The following is a 22,470-nucleotide window of genomic DNA, read 5'->3' on the forward strand; positions in this document are numbered from 1 at the left end:
AAAATTTGCTTGCGCTGTCCACAATGAAAAGTGAAAGGACGGTGCAAGCAAATGAATCAAAAGAATATCGGAATTATTTTATATATACTTCTATTAATCATCGGGGTGCTGGTAAATGTATATGGCCATCAAACGAAAGCGGGGGAAAACGCGACGGTCGCTATTCCGGACGAAGCGATCCGTCTGCGGATTTTAGCCAATAGCGATTCTGCGGAAGATCAAGCGTTGAAACGAAAAGTGCGCAACGCGGTGAATGCGCAAATTAATGAGTGGGTAGCCGATTTAACGTCTTTTCAAGAGGCAAAGCAAGTGATTCGATCCCATATTCCAGAAATTGAACAAACTGTAGCGGATGTGTTGCGAAAAGAACACAGCGATCAATCGTATAAAGTACAGTTCGGAAAAGTCGATTTTCCGACAAAAATTTATGGGAATTACGTTTATCCAGCCGGGCAATATGATGCTGTTTTAATTACGCTTGGCGAGGGAAAAGGAGCAAACTGGTGGTGCGTTTTATTTCCGCCGCTTTGTTTTCTTGATTTTAGCAATAGCGATGCGGTGCGAATGAACGAGCAACCATACGACGCCAATGACAATAAAAAGAGGTGTTCGCTCCTGCACAAGGAGAGAATAAGGAAACGGTAGAAACAGACGAACAGCAAGAACAAAGCAGCAAGAAGGAAAAAACCATAAAAGAAGAGGAAGTAAAGCGGGCAAGTATAGCAACGACGCCGTCTCCGTTTGTAGCAGAAAATGATCAACCTGTGGAAGTCAAATTTTTCGTGAAAGAACTTATTGAACAATTGATTCCATAATAGTTTGTGGATAAATGTGTAAAACTCACTCACATATCCACAAACTTATCCACTAAAATAACACATTTATCCACATTTTGTGGATAAATTTTGCGAAACTTTTTTCTTTTTTTCATTTTAAGATATAATTCTCGAAGAGATTGTTGATATTTTTATACTATTTTGCTAGCAAGCAGCAACGATAGTTGGGGGGAACAGAGTGGAAACGAATATTTGGATTGTGGATAATATTGTTGATAAACAAAGTATTTATCCACAGGTTAAAGAGGCTGCACAACTATTGAAATCCGGCGAGGTTGTCGCTTTCCCAACGGAAACGGTGTATGGACTGGGGGCAAACGCGAAAGATGCAAAAGCAGTGGAAAAAATTTTCGCGGCAAAAGGCCGCCCAAGTGATAATCCGCTTATTGTCCACATCGCTCATCTTAAACAGCTAGAAGAGATGGTTTCTGCCATTCCTGATGTGGCGCATACGTTAATAAAACGCTTTTGGCCAGGACCGCTTACGCTCGTTCTGCCAAAAAAAGAAGGAGTGATTTCTGATCCAGTAACAGCAGGGTTGCCTACTGTAGCGGTGCGCATGCCAGCACATCCAGTCGCCCTTGCGTTAATTGAAGCCAGCGGATTGCCATTGGCCGCGCCGAGTGCCAATATATCAGGGCGTCCGAGCCCAACGACAGCGGCGCATGTGTTCGCTGACTTAAATGGACGGATTGCTGGCATTGTTGATGGCGGGGAAACAGGTATTGGAGTGGAATCGACCGTTCTTGACTGTACAACGAAAGTGCCGACAATTTTACGTCCGGGCGGTGTAACAAAGGAAGCACTCGAGAAAGTGATCGGAAATGTTTTCGTAGATAGCGCGCTAACCGATGAACGGCAAACACCGAAATCACCGGGAATGAAATATACACATTACGCCCCAAAATCACCAATGGCGATTGTTCAAGGCTCTCCGGCTTTTTTGCAAACGCTTGTGAATAAACAACGTACGCTTGGAAAAAAAGTCGGTGTCCTAACGACAGAAGAAAACCGCTCTTTTTATGATGCCGATGTAGTGTTAGCGTGCGGATCGCGTCATGATTTACATACCGTAGCAAGCCATTTATATGATACGCTTCGAAAATTTGACGAAACAGATGTTGATTTCATTTATAGCGAATCGTTTCCGACAGAAGGAATTGGAGAAGCTATTATGAATCGGCTGAAAAAAGCCGCAGGTCATCAAGTGATTGATGAAAAATAAATCTTCTAAAATTCCCGGACATGCATATGTTAACAGTAAGGCAAGTCCGGGAGGGAAATCAAATGAAGATGTTCATCGGCGAACTTGTGGCACTATCGATGATGGCGTTTGCATTAGGAATGGATGCATTCTCCGTCGCATTAGGCATGGGGTTGTTTCGATTGCAATTAAAACAAATTTTTTACATAGGCATTATGATTGGGCTTTTTCATATTATTATGCCGTTTTTAGGAATGTTCCTCGGCCGCTTTTTATCATACCAATTTGGCAGCATCGCCTCTTATATCGGAGGGGCGTTGCTGCTATTGTTAGGAATTCAAATGATTGTTACATCCTTTAAAAAGGAAAGCGATAGGTTTGTTTCGCCAATGGGAATAGGACTTATTTTTTTTGCTTTTAGTGTGAGCCTTGACAGCTTTTCCGTCGGGCTTAGTCTCGGCATTTACGGCGCGCGAACATTGCTTACGATTTTATTGTTCGGTTTTTTCAGCACGGTGTTGACGTGGATGGGATTAATGTTAGGGCGTCATTTCCAACAATGGCTTGGTGCTTACAGTGAGGCGCTTGGCGGCAGTATTTTGTTAGCGTTGGGGCTGAAACTATTATTTTCGTTTTAAGTTGGCCGCTGCTCACTAAAAAACAAAAGAGCTGCTCCAAAAAGAAGTTTGAGCTTTTTGGGCCGCTTTTTTGACACTATATTTTGCTGGTAATTTTTATTATAATTAATTTGTACGTTAGTCGAGTTATGAACGGTAAGAGGTGTTTGTATGTCGCATCGCATTTTATTTGTTTGTACGGGAAACACATGCCGCAGCCCGATGGCGGCAGCGTTATTAAAAAGCAAACAATTGCCAGATTTGGAGGTGAAATCAGCGGGGGTGTTTGCTGCGGAAGGAAGCGATGCTTCGCTTCACGTAAAAACGGTGTTAAAGGAAAAGGGAATCGAAACAAAACATCGTTCATCAATGCTGAAAAAAGAAGATATCGATTGGGCGACGCATATTTTTGCCATGACGGCTGGGCATAAGCAGTTAATCATTGAAAGATTTCCAGAAGCGAAAGAGAAAACGTTCACTCTCAAAGAATTTGTTTTCGGAAAACAAGGGGACGTATCCGATCCGTTTGGCGGTTCTGTTGAAACGTATCGCAAGACGAGAGATGAGCTAGAAAAGCTGATTGATCACCTCGTGCGTAAGCTTGGTGGAAATCAGTAGGAGGAAAGGGAATGGAAAGGGCAAAACAGAGATATCGTTTTAGTTTACGTCTAAAAATTGTTGCATTTACAACCATATTGGCCATCATTACGTATTCTACAAGCGCATTTTTTATTTATGTTTTGTATGATTTATTCTTCACTTCGATGAACAAAAGCGCGTTTACCATTATTATACTATTGCTTGGAATCATTTGGTCAGGCTTGCTTGCATACATGGCATCAGGATTGATCGTAAAGCCGTTGCATCGGTTAGAACAGGCGGCAATCAAAGCAGCAAGCGGACAAATTAATGAAGATGTTCCGTTGCCCAAATCAGATGATGAAATCCGCTCATTAGGGATTGCTTTTAATGAAATGTTGCGAAGTTTGCGAACAATCGTGAAAAATATTGAAGATAATTTTTCTCGCACGAATGAGAAAGTCGTGGAAATTACGAACGCTTCCCTTGTTGCGGCAGAGCGTTCGAAAGATATTGCCCACACGATTGAAGAAATTTCTAAAGGCGCGAATGACTCTGCTGTATCGATGCAAACGGCTGCTGAGTCGGTGGATGATGTGCTGCGCATTGCGAATCAAGTGCAGCAAAAGGCGAATCAATCCGAACAATTAGCGAAGGAAATGGTGACAACATTACATAAAAGCCGTGAAGTCATTAGTTCGCTTGTCAGCGGAATCGAACAATTGGCGCGCAATAATCAAACGTCTTTAAGTGCGGTCGAGCGGCTGGAGCAACACGCGAAAGAAGTGGAAAACATTATCTCTCTAGTCGGTGATATTGCCGGGCAAACGAACTTGCTTGCCTTAAATGCTTCCATTGAAGCGGCGCGAGCTGGCGAGCATGGAAAAGGTTTTGCTGTTGTCGCGGAAGAAGTCCGGAAGCTTGCGGATGAGAGCGCAAAAGCGGTTCAAGGGATTTCTGAGCTGATTCAAAACATTCAAAAGGAAGTCGCACATGTCGTATCACAAATTCATGAGCAAGTAAAATCCGCGAATGAAGAAGCCGCAAAAGGCGCCGATACGAACGACGCGATTGCGGAAATGACCAAATCGATTCACGAAGTCGTTCGTTCCGTCCATGAAATTGCGGAATTAGCGAAAGAACAAATGTCACATATCGAAAAAGCATCGATTCAATCACAAGAAGTTGCGGCGATTGCCGAAGAAACGTCGGCTGGGGCGATGGAAGTAACGGCGGCGACACAAGAACAAACTTCTGTTATTCAGCATGTAAACAAACTAGCGGAAGAATTGGCGGAACAAGCGAAAAAATTAAAAGAAACGATCGACCAATTTGGTACAAGATAAAATTAGAAAGGTCGCCTTCTATATCGGAAACATGTAAAATGAATAGAAAGGCGGCTTTTTTCTATATGACAAAACAAGGAGGAAATGAACATGAAAGTAGCGATTGCATCTGATCACGGCGGAATTCATATTCGTGAAGAAATTAAAAAATTAATGGACGAAATGGGGATCGAGTACATCGACTTAGGATGTGAATGCGAAACATCGGTCGATTATCCTGATTACGCGATTCCAGTTGCGGAAAAAGTCGCAAACGGGGAAGTGGATCGCGGCATTTTAATTTGCGGCACCGGAATTGGCATGACGATTGCCGCTAATAAAGTAAAAGGCATTCGTTGCGCGCTCTGTCACGACGTATATAGCGCCAAATTAACGCGCCAGCATAATGATAGCAACATATTAGCGATGGGAGAACGCGTCATTGGACCAGGATTAGCGCGTGAAATCGCGAAAGTGTGGTTGACGACGGAATTTGAAGGCGGACGTCACGCACGACGCGTGGAAAAAATTACACAATATGAAAACAAACATTTATAACATGGGAGGAATCGTCAATATGTCTTCCCCATTATCCGAATGGAAGCAGCAATGGCAGACGATTATTCGTGAATTTCGAAAGCAAGTCCCGCTTTCATCCGAGCATATTCTTGTCATCGGCTGCAGCACAAGCGAAGTGATCGGCGAGAAAATCGGAACAGCTGGCTCAACGGAAGTCGCCGAAATGCTGTTTGCCGAATTGAGAAAGTGGCATGAGGAAACAGGGGTGCAGCTAGCGTTTCAATGTTGCGAACATTTAAACCGCGCGCTTGTTGTAGAAAGACAGACCGCCATGTCCCGTCAGCTTGAAATCGTCTCGGTCATCCCTGTCCGAACAGCCGGCGGAGCAATGGCTGAATACGCGTATCGTCATATGAACGATCCCGTCGTTGTCGAATTTATTAAAGCAGATGCCGGCATTGATATCGGCGATACATTGATCGGCATGCATTTAAAGCATGTCGCTGTTCCTGTGCGCGTGTCGTTAAAGCAAGTGGGACATGCCCATGTGACATTGGCAAAAACGAGACCGAAACTGATCGGCGGCGCCCGCGCAGTCTACTCTTTAGAAAATCCGAATACTTCTTGCACTTCCTGATGATTTTGTTCATTTTTTCTTTGAATCTACCCGCAAAAAGCTGGTAAAATAAAAAAGAATATTCATTATTTCGAAATGAGGGGGAGCTAGTGATGAACTACTTGCCACAACAAGATCCGCAAGTATTTGAAGCGATTCAAAATGAGTTGAAACGGCAGCAATCAAAAATTGAATTAATCGCGTCAGAAAATTTTGTCAGCCGCGCTGTTATGGAAGCGCAAGGATCGGTATTAACGAATAAATATGCCGAAGGATATCCGGGACGCCGCTATTATGGTGGCTGCGAATATGTCGATGTCGTCGAGGATCTCGCGCGCGAACGGGCGAAAAAATTGTTTGGCGCGGAACATGCCAACGTACAGCCGCATTCTGGCGCACAAGCGAACATGGCGGTATATTTTACTGTTTTGGAACATGGCGATACGGTGCTTGGGATGAATTTGTCGCACGGCGGTCATTTAACGCATGGCAGCCCAGTCAACTTTAGCGGCATTCAATATAACTTTGTCGAATATGGTGTCGATCCAGAAACACATGTCATTGATTATGATGATGTGCTTGAAAAAGCGCGCATACATAAGCCGAAACTGATTGTAGCAGGGGCAAGCGCTTATCCGCGCGTCATCGATTTTAAACGTTTCCGTGAAATCGCTGATGAAGTAGGGGCGTACTTGATGGTAGACATGGCGCACATTGCAGGTCTTGTTGCGGCAGGTCTTCATCCAAATCCGGTGCCATATGCGCATTTTGTGACCACAACAACGCATAAGACGCTCCGCGGACCGCGCGGCGGCATGATCCTTTGCAAAGAAGAGTTTGCAAAACAAATTGACAAAGCGATCTTCCCAGGCATTCAAGGCGGACCGCTCATGCACGTCATCGCGGCGAAAGCAGTCGCGCTCGGTGAAGCACTGCAAGACAGCTTTAAAACATATGCGCAAAATATCATCAACAACGCAAAACGCCTCGCGGAAGCATTGAAAAAAGAAGGCTTTACACTCGTTTCCGGCGGAACAGACAACCACTTGTTGTTAATTGATTTACGTTCCCTTGGCCTCACTGGAAAAGTGGCGGAAAAAGTGTTGGACGAAGTCGGTATCACCGTCAACAAAAATACGATTCCGTACGATCCGGAAAGCCCATTTGTGACAAGCGGCATCCGTATCGGCACCGCCGCGGTAACGACGCGCGGATTCGGTTTGGAAGAAATGGATGAAATCGCAAGCATTATTAGTCTTACATTAAAAAATCACGAAGACGAAGCAAAATTGGAAGAAGCGCGAAAACGCGTAGCGGCATTAACGGAAAAATTCCCATTATATCGTTGACAAAAAAACGCGCCTCTAAGACGAATGTCTTTAGAGGCGCGTTTTTGTTTGTAGTTGAATACACGTATATTTTTCGGTAGAATTAATGGAAGTGTAAACCGCAAACAAAGAGGAGAGTGCAAAATGGGAAAAGTATATGTATTCGATCATCCACTTATTCAACATAAGCTGACATATATTCGCGACAAAAACACTGGCACGAAAGAGTTTCGTGAACTTGTCGAAGAAGTGGCGACGTTGATGGCGTTTGAAATTACGCGCGATCTCCCGCTTGAAGAAGTAGAAATTGAGACACCGGTCAGCAAAGCAAAATCGAAAGTAATCGCAGGCAAAAAACTTGGTGTAATCCCGATTTTGCGCGCAGGAATCGGTATGGTCGATGGCATTTTAAAATTGATTCCAGCCGCGAAAGTCGGCCATATCGGGTTATATCGCGACCCAGAAACGTTAAAACCGGTTGAATATTACGTGAAGCTGCCGACCGATGTAGAAGAGCGCGATTTTATTGTTGTGGACCCAATGCTCGCGACAGGCGGATCAGCGGTAGAAGCGATTAACGCCTTAAAAAAACGCGGCGCAAAAAGCATTAAATTCATGTGCTTAATTGCTGCCCCAGAAGGGGTGGAAGCGGTGAAACAAGCACACCCGGATGTCGATATTTACATTGCTGCACTCGATGAAAAGCTAAACGATCACGGCTATATCGTTCCAGGCCTTGGAGATGCCGGTGATCGCTTATTCGGCACAAAATAAATTCCAAAGACGGTATCATTTCATGAAAGTGATACCGTCTTTTTTTAAAGATTATGTCTAAAAGAATAAATATATCATTATACACTAATTAAGTCAACTACCCAACGGCTAAAGCCGTGGGCTTGCAACTAGCCTAATTGGCTGCCGCGTTCGGCTGGTTGACAGCAGCCCTGCGGATGTTTTCCGCAGCCACGTTGTCGGCAGGGGCAGCGTACCCACAAGCTCGACAACAAAACTGATCCCTTGACGGTCTGTTTTCTTTGGCCACATGTCCGCAAACCGGACAGGTGCGGGAAGTATTTTTTGGATGAACCAATACCACCGGCACGCCAGCGATCGCCGCTTTATACTCAATAAACTTTCTCAACTGATAAAAAGACCAAGAAGAGTGTTGACGACGCTGTTGCTTTTTAACCGTTTTCTCGGTGCGTTGGCGGATGCCCTTTAAATCTTCAAGGGCAATGCCGCATCCGAGTGCCTTTGCCTTTTCAACAATCTTCTTGCTAATGCAGTGGTTCACATCACGGGCAAATAGTTTTTCCTTCTTGGAACGCTTTTTAAGCAGGCGTTTCGCTGACTTGGTGCCTTTCTTTTGGAGTTTGGCGCGAAGTTTCGCATGGCGGCGGCGCAGCCCGTTGACCTTCGAGCCGGAAAATACCTCACCGGTGCTATCAACGGCGATATTAATGATGCCAAGGTCCACACCGATAAATCCGTTTTCGGAATTGGGCTGGCCTTCGGGAACGTCCACCACGAGCAGTAAATAAAAAATACCGTTTTGAAGGACTAAATCGGCTTGACCCCGAACACGGTTGCCGCACAGCAAACCTTGATGGTAGCGGCTAATGACCATAGGGATTTCCATTCTTCCTTGCAAGGTAAGGATGGAAGCATACTCTAACCCTTTAAAGGACAGGATTCTTTCATCATACACGATGGCACCGGTTTCTTTAAAGTTATGCAAGGTTTTTTTATCCAAACGATAGCTTTCCGACACTTTGCCGATGGCACGAACGGTCATTTGGGCAGAGAGGCCAAATTTTTCCCTGACGTCATAGTAGCAAAGCCGCTGGATTTTCGTTTTGGAAAGGTTCTGGAGCGAAAAGCAATCTCGCTAATATAGTTGCATGCTTGGTTAAACCGTTTCATTGTTTCCAGCAGCGCATGAAACTGTTCAAGAGTTGGCATTAATTTAATCTTGAGAGTGCAGAGCATTCTTGATTCACCTACCTTTCTAAATCCAGTGTACTTATATTGAACGAAAAATTCAATATATACTGAAAATATAAACCCCGCCTTCCTCCACAGCTAAAGCAGTGGGCTTCCGGCGGATGTTCTCGTGAAAAAGAAATTAATAAATGTCACAAATTATTAACATTTTCGTTGTTATAATACAGTTTTTTTCTATGAAACACATTGACATCGACCCCATGGTATTGTATGCTTGACAGGGGATGTATGATAAGGTTTTCAGATACACTATATACATAGTTTTTACGATAGTTTTTACGAATGTGAGGACTATAACGATATGGGGCAAAACCAACGCTATCCTTTCCGGGCAATCGGTTTGATGTCTGCCATTGTTTCTCAGTTGGCTGGTTCTGTTTTAATTGGTATATTCGGCGGCAGATGGCTTGATCGAAAGTTTGACTCCGAACCTCTTTTTCTTATTATTGGTCTCCTTCTTGGACTAGCTGCGGGCATCTCTGCAATGTTAAGAACAATCCGTCAATTTTTTTCAGGGGAATAATAGAATTATGGAACATATAATGCGAAATTTGCGAAAATATTCGTTGTTTCTCCTTTTGATGTATGCGGCAGGCTGGGGGATGACAGAGTATAAAACATTATTTTTGAGCTTGCTGTTCGGAACATCTATAGGATTTTATAGTGTGTGGTTATTAGCCAGCCGAGTAATGAAATTTGGACGAGCCGTAGCGGAAGGGAAGCGTGTTCGCTCACTAGGTACGTTTTCACGAATGGCGCTTGCGGCACTTGCTGCTTTAGTCGTATTGCAATTTCCGAACCATTTTTCCATTGCACCTGTCATATTGGGGTTAATGACACCTTATTTTGTCATTATAATAGATTATTTTCTGCACATACATAATGAGGCAAGGAAGCGAGGTGATAACTAGTGCATCATGAAGCTCCTTTATATGAATTTCTAGGACTTACCTTTAACTTAGCCAACGTTTTGATGATAACGATCACTAGCGTGATTGTGTTCATCATTGCCGTTGCTGCTACGCGCAATCTTTCGATGAAGCCAACGGGAATGCAAAATTTCCTTGAATGGGTCGTCGACTTTGTCAAGGGAATCATCAAAAGCAATATGGACTGGAAAACGGGGGGGCGTTTTCATCTACTGGGCATGACCTTAATCATGTATATTTTTGTGGCAAACATGCTCGGTCTTCCGTTCTCTATCGTCATCGATGGAAAGCTATGGTGGAAATCACCGACAGCAGACCCTGTGATCACATTAACGTTGGCGATTATGGTTGTTGCGCTGTCGCATTATTACGGCATCAAACTTCGTGGATTCCAAGAATACGCCAAAGGCTTTGTCAGTCCAATGTTGATTTTATTCCCGCTTAAAATTATCGAAGAGTTTGCTAACACATTAACATTAGGTTTGCGTCTATACGGGAACATTTATGCTGGAGAAATTTTGCTTGCTTTATTGGCGGGTGGATTGGCTACTGGCGTTGGCGGTACGATCGCAGCGATCATTCCAACGATCGCTTGGCAAGCGTTCAGTATTTTCGTTGGCGCCATCCAAGCGTTCATTTTCACGATGTTAACAATGGTTTATATGGCGCACAAAGTGAGTCATGACCATTAATTTTTTATAAAAACAACTTCAATAAATTTCAATAAATACTAAAAGGAGGACTTTTCAATGGGTGTATTAGCTGCAGCAATCGCAATTGGTTTAGCTGCACTTGGTGCAGGTATTGGTAACGGTTTAATCGTATCTCGTACAGTAGAGGGAATCGCACGCCAGCCAGAGGCGCGCGGTATGCTTCAAACAACAATGTTTATCGGGGTTGCGTTAGTCGAAGCGATTCCGATTATTGCGGTTGTTATTGCCTTTATGGTTCAAGGGCGCTAATTTTTGCGTAGCGCTTGTTCATCAACGTTGGCAAGCAACGTAAAAATCGATAGGACAAGCAAAATCGTTCAATGATGGCGAAGATCATTCCATGCGAACCTTCGCCATTCCTTTATGTTCATTTCATCGTAAAAGATAACAATGACGCTCAAAAAGCGAGAAAAATAGGTCTAGAGGGCGACTCTTGAAGGGAGTGAAACGCGTAATGGCAAACTTTTTTGCATTAGGGGCTGCTGGGCATGGATTCAACGGCGGCGATATGTTATTCCAGCTAATTATGTTTTTATTATTAATGTTATTGCTCCGTAAATACGCGTTTGGTCCATTAATGGGCGTGATGAAACAGCGCGAAGAGCATATTGCAAACGAAATCGAACAAGCGGAAAAACATCGCAAAGAAGCGGAAAAGCTATTGGAAGAACAGCGCGAACTAATGAAGCAATCTCGCCAAGAGGCGCAGGAGCTCATTGAAAACGCGCGCAAAATGGCTGAGGAGCAAAAAGAGCAAATTATCGCGTCTGCCCGTGCGGAAGCAGAGCGTTTAAAAGAGACAGCGAAAAAAGAAATCGAACGCGAAAAAGAACAAGCGATGGCCGCGTTGCGAGAACAAGTTGCTTCACTATCTGTATTAATTGCTTCCAAAGTGATTGAAAAAGAGTTAACCGAGCAAGATCAAGCGAAGTTGATTAGCGAGTACATTCAAGAGGTAGGAGAAGGGCGATGAACAAAGAAATCATAGCAAAGCGATATGCGTTAGCTCTTTTTCAAATCGCCACGGAAAAGCAGCTTCTTGATCAATTAGAGGAAGAAATTCGCGCCGTTTGGCAAGTGTTTGCTGAAAACGATAAATTCTTATCGCTATTGACATACCCGAAGCTATCATTGGAAAAGAAAAAAGCGTTAATAAAAGAAACGTTCGCGGCGGTGTCAAGCCCGTTACGAAATACATTGCTGCTTTTGTTGGAACGTCATCGCATTGATATCGTTCCACAGCTTGCAGAGCAGTTTATCCATTTGGTGAACGAAGCTCGTGGCGTCGCTGAGGCGACCGCATATTCGGCTCGTCCGCTAACGGAAGAGGAAAAACGCGCACTTTCGGATGTGTTTGCGAAAAAAATGGGCAAAACGACGCTTTACATTGAAAATATCGTCGACCCAAGCTTAATTGGCGGCGTGAAGCTGCGCATCGGCAACCGCATTTACGATGGCAGCATCAGCGGAAAATTAGAACGAATTCAACGACAGCTTATCGGCTAAGATTTGAAGATAGGGGTGAAATGAATGAGCATCAGAGCGGAAGAAATAAGCGCGCTCATTAAGCAGCAAATCGAAAACTATGAGTCTGAAATTCAAGTAAGCGATGTCGGTACGGTAATTCAAATTGGTGACGGTATCGCGCGCGCCCATGGTTTGGACAACGTAATGTCTGGGGAACTTGTCGAGTTTTCCAACGGTGTCATGGGAATGGCGCTAAACTTAGAAGAAAACAACGTTGGTATCGTTATTTTAGGTCCATATACAGGGATTAAAGAAGGCGATGAAGTGCGCCGTACAGGACGTATCATGGAAGTGCCTGTCGGTGAAGCGTTAATTGGCCGCGTCGTTAACCCTCTAGGACAACCAGTCGATGGTTTGGGCCCAATCGAAACGACAGAAACCCGTCCAATTGAAAGCCCAGCACCAGGTGTTATGGACCGTAAATCGGTTCATGAACCGTTGCAAACAGGGATTAAAGCGATTGACGCATTGGTGCCAATCGGCCGCGGTCAACGTGAGTTAATCATCGGAGACCGTCAAACAGGGAAAACATCGATTGCGATCGACACGATTATCAACCAAAAAGATCAAAATATGATTTGTATTTACGTTGCGATCGGACAAAAAGAATCAACGGTCCGCACGGTTGTCGAAACATTGCGGAAACACGGTGCGCTAGATTATACGATCGTTGTGACGGCATCTGCATCACAACCAGCGCCACTATTGTTCCTTGCGCCATATGCCGGTGTAACGATGGGCGAATATTTCATGTATAAAGGTCAGCACGTGCTTGTTGTTTATGACGACTTATCAAAACAAGCGGCGGCTTACCGTGAGTTGTCACTATTGCTTCGCCGTCCACCAGGCCGTGAAGCATATCCAGGGGATATCTTCTACTTGCACTCTCGCCTCTTAGAGCGCGCAGCAAAATTAAGCGATGCCAAAGGCGGCGGTTCGTTAACAGCGCTTCCGTTTGTCGAAACGCAAGCTGGTGACATTTCTGCTTACATTCCGACGAACGTCATCTCCATTACAGACGGGCAAATTTTCTTGCAATCTGATTTGTTCTTCTCCGGCGTTCGCCCGGCGATTAACGCTGGTCTTTCCGTATCCCGCGTCGGTGGTGCGGCACAAATTAAAGCGATGAAAAAAGTATCGGGTACGCTTCGCCTTGACTTAGCAGCGTATCGTGAACTTGAAGCGTTCGCACAGTTCGGTTCAGACCTTGATAAAGCGACGCAAGCAAAGCTCGCACGCGGTGCTCGTACAGTAGAAGTGTTAAAACAAGACTTGCATGCACCGATTCCAGTAGAAAAACAAGTGGCGATCATTTACGCGCTTACTCACGGTTTCTTAGACGACATTCCAGTCGAAGATATTCGCCGCTTTGAAAAAGAATTCTTCTTATGGCTCGACCAAAACGGCCAACACTTGCTTGAACATATTCGTACAACAAAAGAACTTCCAAACGAAGAAGATTTCAACAAAGCGATCGAAGCGTTCAAGAAAACATTTGTTGTTTCTCAATAAAGCAGGACGGAACAGAAGGATGACGGCTTCTGTTCCTCCTCTATTCTAGATTTCGTGCATAAAAAAGGTGGTGAAACCTTTGGCATCCTTACGCGACATTAAGAAGCGCATCAACGCGACGAAAAAAACAAGCCAAATTACGAAGGCGATGGAGATGGTTTCCGCTTCGAAGTTAAACCGCGCGGAAATGAACGCGAAATCGTTTGTTCCATATATGGATAAAATGCAAGAAGTCGTTGCGAACATCGCCCTTGGTGCCGGCAATGCGACACATCCGATGCTAGTGACGCGCCCGGTGAAAAAGACAGGCTATTTAGTGATCACATCGGATCGCGGCTTGGCGGGAGCGTATAACAGCAACGTTCTTCGCACTGTGTACCAAACGATTCAACAGCGCCATCAATCTCCAGATGAATATGCGATTATTGTCATTGGCCGTGTCGGTTTAAGCTTTTTCAAAAAGAGAAATTTCCCGGTCATTTTAAATATTACTGGGCTGCCGGATCAACCGTCTTTTGCGGATATTAAAGAAATTGCGAATAAGGCGGTCGGATTGTTTGCGGATGGTACGTTTGATGAGTTGTATATGTACTACAACCATTACGTCAGTGCGATCCAACAAGAGGTGACAGAAAGAAAGCTGTTGCCGTTAACGGATTTAGTCGATAACAAACAACGGACAACGTATGAATTTGAACCTTCTCAAGAAGAAATTTTAGATGTGCTTTTGCCGCAATATGCCGAAAGTCTTATTTACGGTGCGCTGTTAGATGCGAAGGCAAGCGAGCATGCAGCGCGGATGACGGCGATGAAAAACGCGACGGACAACGCGCACGAGCTTATTCGTACGCTTACTCTTTCCTACAACCGTGCTCGTCAAGCAGCGATTACCCAAGAGATTACGGAAATCGTGGCGGGAGCAAACGCGTTGCAATAACGGTAAATTGGAAGCTGCAATTATATAAACGCAACTTGATATTTCATCTTATCGAAAGAATTTTCGACTGTCGGAGGCAAGTCGATAACTTGCCTTCGTCACGCATAAGCGCAGTCGAAAAAATAGATCGCAAAAGTAGAATTTTCAAGTTTCACTATATAGGTACTGCTGTCCAACTAGCAAGTTAGGAGGGAAAACGATGACAAAAGGACGCGTTATTCAAGTTATGGGTCCGGTTGTAGACGTAAAGTTCGAAAACGGACATCTTCCTGCGATCTACAACGCTTTGAAGATTCAACATAAAGCGCGTAATGAAAATGAAGTCGACATCGACTTAACATTAGAAGTAGCACTTCATCTTGGCGATGATACGGTTCGTACGATTGCAATGGCATCGACAGACGGATTGATTCGTGGAATGGAAGTCATTGACACAGGTGCGCCAATTTCCGTTCCAGTCGGAGAAGTTACCCTTGGCCGCGTATTCAACGTCTTAGGGGAACCGATCGACATGCAAGGGGAAATTCCAGATGATGTGCGTCGTGACCCAATCCATCGTCCAGCGCCAAAATTCGAAGAGCTTGCAACAGAAGTAGAAATTTTGGAAACAGGTATTAAAGTCGTTGACTTGCTTGCTCCATACATTAAAGGTGGAAAAATCGGTCTATTCGGCGGTGCTGGTGTAGGAAAAACGGTCTTAATCCAAGAACTTATTCATAACATTGCGCAAGAGCACGGTGGTATTTCCGTATTCGCCGGCGTAGGGGAACGCACTCGTGAAGGGAACGACCTTTACCATGAAATGAAAGATTCCGGCGTTATCAGCAAAACGGCGATGGTATTCGGACAAATGAACGAGCCGCCTGGTGCGCGGATGCGCGTAGCGTTGACAGGATTAACGATGGCGGAATACTTCCGTGACGAGCAAGGACAAGACGTGCTGCTCTTTATCGACAACATTTTCCGTTTCACGCAAGCTGGTTCTGAGGTTTCGGCGCTATTAGGCCGCATGCCTTCTGCCGTAGGTTATCAACCGACGCTTGCGACAGAAATGGGTCAATTGCAAGAACGGATCACTTCTACAGCCACTGGTTCTATCACATCGATTCAAGCGATTTACGTACCAGCGGACGACTACACAGACCCAGCGCCAGCAACAACGTTCTCTCACTTGGACGCAACGACGAACCTAGAGCGGAAACTTGCGGAAATGGGTATTTATCCAGCAGTGGATCCACTTGCGTCCACATCTCGCGCGCTTGCGCCTGAAATCGTTGGTGAAGAACATTACCAAGTAGCGCGCAAAGTGCAACAAACATTGCAACGTTATAGAGAATTGCAAGATATTATCGCGATTCTCGGTATGGATGAGCTATCCGATGAAGATAAACTCATCGTTCATCGCGCTCGCCGCATTCAATTCTTCTTATCGCAAAACTTCCACGTCGCGGAGCAATTTACAGGCCAACCTGGTTCTTACGTGCCTATTAAAGAAACAGTTCGCGGCTTCAAAGAAATTTTGGAAGGAAAATACGATCACATTCCAGAAGATGCTTTCCGCTTAGTAGGGCGCATTGAAGAAGTTGTTGAAAAAGCGAAGCAAATGGGCGTAGAAGTTTAATTGAGGGACATAGGAGGATTTCATGATGAAAACGATCAAGGTCAGTGTCGTTACTCCTGATGGCCCGGTATATGAAGCGGACGTAGAGATGGTAAGCACGAAAGCAAAAAGCGGAGAGCTTGGAATTTTGCCAGGACATATTCCGCTTGTTGCTCCGCTTGAGATCAGTGCCGTTCGCCTGAAAAAAGAGGGGAAAACGGAATATATCGCGGTCAGCGGCGGGTTTTTGGAAGTCCGCCCTGACAAAGTGACGATTTTGGCGCAAGCGGCGGAAAGAGCGGAAGATATCGATGTGGCCCGAGCAAAAGCGGCGAAAGAACGCGCGGAACGGCGTCTGCAAAGCAAAGAGGATGATATCGACTTTAAACGTGCGGAACTGGCACTAAAACGGGCGATTAACCGCTTAAACGTAGCAAACATGAAATAAAAGACGGGAGGAAATCGTTTCCCCCGTCTTTTTTTATTGTTATCGCTGTCGTTATAAGTAAAAATGGATGGTCTGTCGACACTTCTGGATATAAATGTTATAATGGCACTGGGGATAATTCGTAATTGTGTAATATTTCAAAACAATATAAAGTAGCATAATAATGAAGGGAGCGAACGGCATATTGTGGAACGTATACGTTAATAACTATGTGATTGTTTTTGTATTTTTGTGTATCGGCATTTTGCTTCCTGTTGGCGCATTAACAATAGGACGATTTCTACGTCCACACGTTCCGAGTGAGGCAAAGCAAACGACTTATGAAAGCGGTAACAATCCGTTCCATGACTCGCGTGTTCAGTTTCAAGTTCGTTACTATATGTTTGCACTATTATTTGTCATTTTTGATGTCGAAACAGTGTTTTTATATCCATGGGCAGTCGCTTATAACAAACTAGGATTATTCGCTTTAGTGGAAATGATTATTTTCGTGTTGATGCTCGTTCTTGGGCTTGTCTATGCTTGGAAAAAGAAGGTGTTACAATGGATGTAAAATGGTTGGACGTACCGGAAGGAGATACGGAAGAGTTAAAGCGCAACGTGTTTTTCACTACACTGGAACAATTAAAGGCGTGGGCCCGCAGCAATTCTCTATGGCCGTTAACGTTCGGTCTTGCCTGCTGCGCGATTGAAATGATGGGAGTCGGTGGAGCTCATTATGATTTAGACCGGTTCGGCTCCTTTTTCCGTGCGTCTCCAAGACAGTCTGATGTCATGATTGTATCTGGAACGGTGACGAAAAAGATGGCGCCAATCATCCGCCGTTTATATGATCAAATGCCAGAACCAAAATGGGTCATTGCCATGGGGTCATGCGCAACGGCAGGGGGGCCGTATGTGAAATCATATAGCGTCGTCAAAGGAGTAGATCAAATCGTACCAGTTGATGTATACATTCCTGGTTGCCCGCCGAATCCAGCGGCGCTAATTTACGGGATTAATAAATTAAAAGAAAAAATCCGTTATGAAGCAAAGACGGGGAAGAAGGTGCTGTAATCGATGAGTGAAGAAAAAGATTTACAGCAGCGGAAAAAAGAAGCGGCAGAGCGAGCGAGACAGTTGGCTCGCGAACGATTAGCGGCGAAACGAGCCGCTGAACAAACTGAACAGCCGCTCGAAGAACCAAAAGTTCCAACCGAAGAAAAACTTGCCGAAGATGATCTCACCCTTGGAAGAAAAAGCGCGGAAGAGGCAAAAGCCAAAGCGGCGGCATTAGCGAAACAAAAGGCAAAAGAAGCGCAACAGGCAGAAGGAGAAAACCAAGAAACAGCCGAAGATGATCTCACCCTTGCGAAGAAAAAAGCGGCGGAAGAGGCAAAAGCCAAAGCAGCGGCATTAGCGAAACAAAAGGCAAAAGAAGCGCAACAGGCAGAAGGAGAAAACCAAGAAACAGCCGAAGATGATCTGGCGCTTGCAAAGAAGAAAGCAGCAGCGGCAGCGAAAGCCAAAGCAGCGGCATTAGCGAAACAAAAGGCAAAAGAAGCGCAGCAGGCAGAAGGAGAAAACCAAGAAACAGCCGAAGATGATCTGGCGCTTGCGAAGAAGAAAGCAGCAGCGGCAGCGAAAGCCAAAGCGGCGGCGTTGGCGAAACAAAAAGCAAAAGAAGCAGCGGGCGACGGAGCGGAAGAAGACCTTGCCAAACAAAAAGCGATTGCGGCAGCGAAGGCGAAGGCGGCAGCCGCTGCAAAAGCCAAAGCAAAAGCGCTGGCAAAACAACAAGCAAGCGGCACCGCTGGCGAAAACGATGATGATCTCGCAAAAGCGAAAGCAAAGGCAGCAGCGGCAGCAAAAGCAAAAGCAGCGGCTGCGGCGAAAGCGAAAGCCGCAGGAGATTCAGGGCCAGCAGCGAAAAAAGAAGAAACTCCATCGCCAAATCAGCCGCTTCTTGATAAATACGTCAAAGTGATTCGCGAACATCTCGGCGAAGATGTGCTAGAAGATGCCTATATTAACCGCCTTTCCAAAGATGTTCCGACATTGGTCGCAAAAAAGGATACATATTACAAAATCGCCGAGTTTCTAAAATATAACGAACAGCTTAGTTTTGATTATTTGTCGGAGCTGCATGGAACGGATTTTCAAACACATATGGAAGTATATGTGCACTTATATTCTTATAAAAAACGACAAGCTGTCGCATTAAAAGTGAAAATCGACCGCGACCAGCCGGAGATTGATTCTCTCGTTCCGCTTTGGCAGGGGGCAAATTGGCCGGAATGCGAGGCGTACGACCTATTAGGAATCCGCTTTAAAGGGCACCCGAATTTAATCCGTATCTTTTTAGGAGAAGATTGGGTCGGATATCCGCTTCGCAAAGATTATGAACCATACGACGCGGAGGTATAACTATGCTTCGGACGGAAGAAATGATTTTAAACGTAGGACCGCAGCACCCGAGTACACACGGAGTTTTCCGCCTCATTTTAAAAATAGATGGAGAGATCATTCAAGAAGCGAAACCTGTCATCGGCTACCTCCACCGCGGAACGGAAAAGTTAGCGGAAAACTTACAATATACGCAAATCATCCCGTATACAGACCGGATGGATTATTTATCGGCAATGACCAATAACTATGTTATTTGTCATGCAGTGGAAACAATGATGGGCATTGAAGTTCCGGAACGAGCGGAATATTTGCGCGTTTTGGCAATGGAACTTGGCAGAATCGCCAGCCATCTTGTCTGGTGGGGGACGTATTTGCTCGACCTTGGCGCCACAAGCCCGTTTTTGTACGCATTCCGCGAGCGGGAAATGATTATTAATCTATTAAACGAGCTGTCAGGGGCGCGACTGACGTTCAATTACATGCGCGTCGGCGGCGTGAAATGGGATGCGCCGGATGGATGGATTGAAAAAGTAAAACAATTTGTCCCGTATATGCGGGAAAAACTCGCTGGTTATCATGACCTTGTGACAGGAAATGAAATTTTCCGCCATCGTGTCATCGGTGTTGGCAAATATACGAAAGAAGAGGCGATCAATTATTCGTTAAGCGGCGTAAACTTGCGTTGTACCGGCGTGAAATGGGACTTACGGAAAAACGAGCCGTATTCGATTTATGACCGTTTTGATTTTGACATTCCGGTGCGGGAAGAAGGAGATGCCTTGCCCGTTATGAATGCCGCTTGGCGGAAATAGAAGAATCATTAAAAATCATCGAACAAGCATGTGAACAATTTCCAAAAAGCGGAGAAATTATGGGGAAAGTGCCGCGCATCATTAAAGCGCCGCCGGGAGAGACATTTGTCCGCATTGAATCACCGCGCGGGGAAATCGGCTGTTACATCGCCAGCAACGGAAAGAAAGAGCCGTACCGCATCAAATTCCGTCGGCCATCGTTTTACAATTTGCAAATACTCCCGAAACTGTTAAAAGGGGAAAATATTGCGAATGTGATTGCGATTCTTGGCTCGATTGATATTGTGCTCGGGGAGGTCGACGGATGATGGAACAATTGCTGAATTCTGCTCCAAGCTGGACGAATCTCGTGATCTTCTTCGGACTTGGTCTTGCCTTGTTGTTTGCCGTTCTTGCTTTTGTGACGTACGGCATTTTAGCGGAACGAAAAGTCATGGGATTTATGCAAGGCCGTTACGGCCCGAACCAAGTCGGAGGCAGATGGGGGCTATTGCAAACGGTCGCGGACGTATTAAAGCTGCTTTTAAAAGAAGATACGATTCCAAAAGCTGCTGACAAGCCGTTATTCATTTTAGCGCCGATTATCGCTTTTGCGCCGGCGTTTATGGTATTGGCGACATTGCCGTTTACTGACGCATTTCAATTTGCCGATATCGGCGTTGGCCTGCTTTATTACATTGCCGTTTCGGGACTGACGACGATCGGCGTTGTGGCCGGCGGATGGGCATCGAACAATAAATATGCGCTCATCGGCGCAATGCGTGCGGCGGCACAAATGATTTCCTATGAAATTCCGCTTGTTGTGTCTGTGCTTGGTGTTGTTTTGCTAACGGGCAGTTTAAATTTAAACGATATTGTCGAAGCGCAAAAAGATGTATGGTATATTTTCATACAGCCAATTGCGTTTATCGTATTTTTCATTGCTGCTGTCGCGGAGTTAAACCGCACTCCATTCGACTTGCCGGAAGCGGAATCAGAGCTTGTTGCCGGGTTTCATGTCGAGTATTCCGGTTTTCGTTGGGCATTCTTTATGCTTTCGGAATATGTGTATCTTTTTGCTATGGCAGCGCTTACAACGATATTATTTTTAGGTGGATGGCACCCGGTGATGTTTTTAGATTTCATTCCAGGAGCGGTTTGGTTTGCGTTAAAATTCAGCATCGTTGTTTTCGTCCTGATTTGGTTCCGTGTGACATTTCCGCGCCTTAGAGCGGACCAGCTCATGGAATTAGGATGGAAAGTATTGTTTCCTGTGGCGCTTGCAAATATTTTTGTTACCGCGCTGATACAAGAACTATTTTTCTAATAAGAATGGGGTGACATGCATGATCGGTTTAGCCAAAGGGTTGGCATATACCCTGAAAAATTTAACTCGGGAAAAAGTAACGTACGACTATCCGAATGAACCGCTTCCCCTTCCAGATCGGTTTCGCGGCATTCAAAAATTTTATCCCGAAAAATGTATTGTTTGCAATCAATGTGCTAATATTTGTCCAACAGACTGTATTCAATTGACAGGAAAAAAGCATCCGGATCCGACGAAAAAAGGGAAAATCATTGATACGTACAGCATTAACTTCGAAATTTGCATTTTATGCGACCTTTGTACAGAAGTATGTCCGACAGAAGCCATCGTCATGACGAACAATTTTGAGCTGGCGGAATATAGCCGCGATGCCCTTTATAAAGATTTGGCATGGCTCGATGAAAACGACGCCAACGTCCGAAAGGAGAATAAGCCGTGAGCGGAGAATATCTCGCCTTTTTAGTGCTTGCCCTTGTTGCGATCATCGGCGGAGTGCTCATGCTGAATTTAACGAAAGTCGTTCATATGGTCATCGCGCTTGTGTTTACGTTCATCAGCATCGCGGGTCTTTACGTGCTCTTATCAGCGGAATTTGTTGCTGCTGTGCAAGTGCTTATTTACTCTGGCGCCATTACCATTATCATGCTGTTTGGCATCATGTTGACGCGCCATCGGGAGGAAGAAAAAGAAGAAACGACAACAGGCGGATTTTGGCGAAAAACATTCACCGCCATCGCGGTCTTTGCCTTTGGCATCGCCGTTTATCTCGGCATTTATCAGCTTGATTTTGGTGAGGAAGCCGCAAATCTCCATGAAAACAATACGGAACAAATCGGCCTCGCCCTATATTCTCATTATATCATTCCGTTTGAAATTACATCGATCATTTTGCTTGTGGCGCTTGTTGGCGCGATTATACTAGCGAAAAAAAATGATAAGGGGGCGCCAAAAAAATGAGCTCCGTTCCATTATCCGTATATCTGGTACTTGCGCTCATCTTGTTTTGCATTGGGCTGTATGGAGCGCTCACCAAACGAAATACCGTGATTGTGCTCATTTGTATTGAGTTAATGCTGAATGCCGTCAATATTAATTTAGTCGCTTTTGCGAAATACGGGGCTCATCCCGGTATTTCAGGGCAAATTTTTGCCCTGTTTACCATCACGGTGGCAGCTGCTGAAGCCGCGGTGGGACTCGCGATTTTAATGGCGCTTTATCGCAACCGCAAAACCGTTCATATCGATGAGATCGATTCGATGAAACATTAAAG

Annotated in this window: 26 protein-coding genes and 3 pseudogenes; 28 read left to right on the plus strand and 1 reads right to left on the minus strand. The window is 45.0% G+C overall.

The genetic code is table 11. The annotated features are described in order from the left end of the window. Window positions 1–51 precede the first annotated feature (51 nt). The 10 genes and pseudogenes from spoIIR to upp all read left to right on the plus strand — a co-directional run. Window positions 52–567: pseudogene (gene spoIIR, locus NXM86_RS00635) on the plus strand (stage II sporulation protein R); the annotation flags it as partial. A 38-nt stretch (window positions 568–605) separates the two neighbouring features. Beyond that, window positions 606–815 (plus strand): hypothetical protein, encoded by a 210-nt coding sequence (locus tag NXM86_RS00640; RefSeq protein ID WP_498958423.1) that lies wholly within the window; start codon window positions 606–608, stop codon window positions 813–815. Between the two features lie 199 nt (window positions 816–1,014). Then, the gene (locus NXM86_RS00645; protein ID WP_081188470.1) at window positions 1,015–2,061 is read left to right on the plus strand and encodes an L-threonylcarbamoyladenylate synthase; all 1,047 of its coding nucleotides are present in this window, start codon (window positions 1,015–1,017) and stop codon (window positions 2,059–2,061) included. A 62-nt stretch (window positions 2,062–2,123) separates the two neighbouring features. Then, window positions 2,124–2,678: a manganese efflux pump MntP gene (locus NXM86_RS00650; RefSeq protein ID WP_081188468.1), complete on the plus strand. Its 555-nt coding sequence runs from the start codon at window positions 2,124–2,126 to the stop codon at window positions 2,676–2,678. A gap of 150 nt (window positions 2,679–2,828) precedes the next feature. After that, on the plus strand, window positions 2,829–3,275 hold the full coding sequence (locus NXM86_RS00655) for a low molecular weight protein arginine phosphatase (RefSeq protein ID WP_062754430.1): 447 nt from the start codon (window positions 2,829–2,831) through the stop codon (window positions 3,273–3,275). A gap of 11 nt (window positions 3,276–3,286) precedes the next feature. Then, a complete protein-coding gene (locus NXM86_RS00660; protein WP_062754428.1) occupies window positions 3,287–4,582 on the plus strand; it encodes a methyl-accepting chemotaxis protein in 1,296 nt (431 codons plus the stop codon). A gap of 90 nt (window positions 4,583–4,672) precedes the next feature. Further along, window positions 4,673–5,119: a ribose 5-phosphate isomerase B gene (gene rpiB / locus NXM86_RS00665; protein ID WP_015865321.1), complete on the plus strand. Its 447-nt coding sequence runs from the start codon at window positions 4,673–4,675 to the stop codon at window positions 5,117–5,119. A 19-nt stretch (window positions 5,120–5,138) separates the two neighbouring features. Next, window positions 5,139–5,717: a TIGR01440 family protein gene (locus NXM86_RS00670; RefSeq protein WP_015865320.1), complete on the plus strand. Its 579-nt coding sequence runs from the start codon at window positions 5,139–5,141 to the stop codon at window positions 5,715–5,717. 92 nt (window positions 5,718–5,809) lie between these two features. Then, window positions 5,810–7,045: a serine hydroxymethyltransferase gene (glyA, locus tag NXM86_RS00675; protein WP_062754424.1), complete on the plus strand. Its 1,236-nt coding sequence runs from the start codon at window positions 5,810–5,812 to the stop codon at window positions 7,043–7,045. Between the two features lie 123 nt (window positions 7,046–7,168). Beyond that, window positions 7,169–7,798: a uracil phosphoribosyltransferase gene (upp, locus tag NXM86_RS00680; RefSeq protein WP_062754422.1), complete on the plus strand. Its 630-nt coding sequence runs from the start codon at window positions 7,169–7,171 to the stop codon at window positions 7,796–7,798. Window positions 7,799–7,931: 133 nt separating this feature from the next. Here the strand turns inward: upp and NXM86_RS00685 are convergent. Continuing rightward, a pseudogene (locus NXM86_RS00685) lies at window positions 7,932–9,013 on the minus strand (RNA-guided endonuclease InsQ/TnpB family protein). A gap of 316 nt (window positions 9,014–9,329) precedes the next feature. On the opposite strand from NXM86_RS00685, the gene NXM86_RS00690 reads away from it, so the two are divergent. From NXM86_RS00690 to nuoK, 18 genes and pseudogenes are all read left to right on the plus strand, one after another. Further along, a complete protein-coding gene (locus NXM86_RS00690) occupies window positions 9,330–9,551 on the plus strand; it encodes an AtpZ/AtpI family protein (RefSeq protein WP_015865317.1) in 222 nt (73 codons plus the stop codon). Window positions 9,552–9,558: 7 nt separating this feature from the next. Next, window positions 9,559–9,939 (plus strand): ATP synthase subunit I, encoded by a 381-nt coding sequence (locus tag NXM86_RS00695; RefSeq protein WP_171699365.1) that lies wholly within the window; start codon window positions 9,559–9,561, stop codon window positions 9,937–9,939. Beyond that, window positions 9,939–10,649, plus strand: a complete 711-nt coding sequence (atpB, locus tag NXM86_RS00700) for a F0F1 ATP synthase subunit A (protein ID WP_081188462.1) — start codon at window positions 9,939–9,941, stop codon at window positions 10,647–10,649. The genes NXM86_RS00695 and atpB overlap by 1 nt, the downstream gene beginning before the upstream one ends. A 57-nt stretch (window positions 10,650–10,706) precedes the next feature. Continuing rightward, complete coding sequence (atpE, locus tag NXM86_RS00705; RefSeq protein ID WP_003253662.1) at window positions 10,707–10,919, plus strand: F0F1 ATP synthase subunit C; 213 nt, start codon at window positions 10,707–10,709, stop codon at window positions 10,917–10,919. A gap of 205 nt (window positions 10,920–11,124) precedes the next feature. Then, on the plus strand, window positions 11,125–11,643 hold the full coding sequence (atpF, locus tag NXM86_RS00710; RefSeq protein WP_041269768.1) for a F0F1 ATP synthase subunit B: 519 nt from the start codon (window positions 11,125–11,127) through the stop codon (window positions 11,641–11,643). Next, window positions 11,640–12,176 carry a F0F1 ATP synthase subunit delta gene (locus NXM86_RS00715; RefSeq protein ID WP_062678127.1) on the plus strand — a complete coding sequence of 179 codons (537 nt, stop codon included), beginning with the start codon at window positions 11,640–11,642 and terminating at the stop codon, window positions 12,174–12,176. Before atpF ends, NXM86_RS00715 begins: the two co-directional genes overlap by 4 nt. 24 nt (window positions 12,177–12,200) lie before the next feature. Next, the gene (atpA, locus tag NXM86_RS00720; RefSeq protein WP_015865312.1) at window positions 12,201–13,709 is read left to right on the plus strand and encodes a F0F1 ATP synthase subunit alpha; all 1,509 of its coding nucleotides are present in this window, start codon (window positions 12,201–12,203) and stop codon (window positions 13,707–13,709) included. 79 nt (window positions 13,710–13,788) lie between these two features. Continuing rightward, on the plus strand, window positions 13,789–14,646 hold the full coding sequence (locus tag NXM86_RS00725) for a F0F1 ATP synthase subunit gamma (RefSeq protein WP_015865311.1): 858 nt from the start codon (window positions 13,789–13,791) through the stop codon (window positions 14,644–14,646). A gap of 199 nt (window positions 14,647–14,845) precedes the next feature. Next, a complete protein-coding gene (atpD, locus tag NXM86_RS00730) occupies window positions 14,846–16,267 on the plus strand; it encodes a F0F1 ATP synthase subunit beta (protein ID WP_062678126.1) in 1,422 nt (473 codons plus the stop codon). A gap of 25 nt (window positions 16,268–16,292) precedes the next feature. After that, a complete protein-coding gene (locus tag NXM86_RS00735) occupies window positions 16,293–16,694 on the plus strand; it encodes a F0F1 ATP synthase subunit epsilon (protein WP_062754416.1) in 402 nt (133 codons plus the stop codon). 184 nt (window positions 16,695–16,878) lie between these two features. Next, window positions 16,879–17,247: an NADH-quinone oxidoreductase subunit A gene (locus NXM86_RS00740; RefSeq protein WP_015865308.1), complete on the plus strand. Its 369-nt coding sequence runs from the start codon at window positions 16,879–16,881 to the stop codon at window positions 17,245–17,247. Further along, window positions 17,238–17,750 (plus strand): NuoB/complex I 20 kDa subunit family protein, encoded by a 513-nt coding sequence (locus NXM86_RS00745; protein WP_015865307.1) that lies wholly within the window; start codon window positions 17,238–17,240, stop codon window positions 17,748–17,750. The genes NXM86_RS00740 and NXM86_RS00745 overlap by 10 nt, the downstream gene beginning before the upstream one ends. Before the next feature lie 3 nt (window positions 17,751–17,753). Continuing rightward, window positions 17,754–19,100, plus strand: coding sequence for an NADH-quinone oxidoreductase subunit C (locus NXM86_RS00750; RefSeq protein WP_498958426.1), 1,347 nt, complete (start codon window positions 17,754–17,756; stop codon window positions 19,098–19,100). A gap of 2 nt (window positions 19,101–19,102) precedes the next feature. Then, window positions 19,103–20,202 (plus strand): annotated as a pseudogene (locus NXM86_RS00755) (NADH-quinone oxidoreductase subunit D). Then, a complete protein-coding gene (gene nuoH / locus NXM86_RS00760) occupies window positions 20,199–21,200 on the plus strand; it encodes an NADH-quinone oxidoreductase subunit NuoH (protein ID WP_097354007.1) in 1,002 nt (333 codons plus the stop codon). The pseudogene NXM86_RS00755 and the gene nuoH overlap by 4 nt, the downstream one beginning before the upstream one ends. Window positions 21,201–21,219: 19 nt before the next feature. Next, window positions 21,220–21,639: an NADH-quinone oxidoreductase subunit NuoI gene (nuoI, locus tag NXM86_RS00765; RefSeq protein ID WP_015865303.1), complete on the plus strand. Its 420-nt coding sequence runs from the start codon at window positions 21,220–21,222 to the stop codon at window positions 21,637–21,639. Continuing rightward, complete coding sequence (locus NXM86_RS00770; RefSeq protein WP_062754408.1) at window positions 21,636–22,157, plus strand: NADH-quinone oxidoreductase subunit J; 522 nt, start codon at window positions 21,636–21,638, stop codon at window positions 22,155–22,157. Before nuoI ends, NXM86_RS00770 begins: the two co-directional genes overlap by 4 nt. Continuing rightward, window positions 22,154–22,468, plus strand: a complete 315-nt coding sequence (gene nuoK, locus NXM86_RS00775; RefSeq protein ID WP_062678120.1) for an NADH-quinone oxidoreductase subunit NuoK — start codon at window positions 22,154–22,156, stop codon at window positions 22,466–22,468. Before NXM86_RS00770 ends, nuoK begins: the two co-directional genes overlap by 4 nt. Window positions 22,469–22,470: the final 2 nt, after the last annotated feature.

Source organism: Geobacillus sp. CX412, assembly GCF_027942335.1.
GTDB lineage: Bacteria > Bacillota > Bacilli > Bacillales > Anoxybacillaceae > Parageobacillus_B > Parageobacillus_B toebii.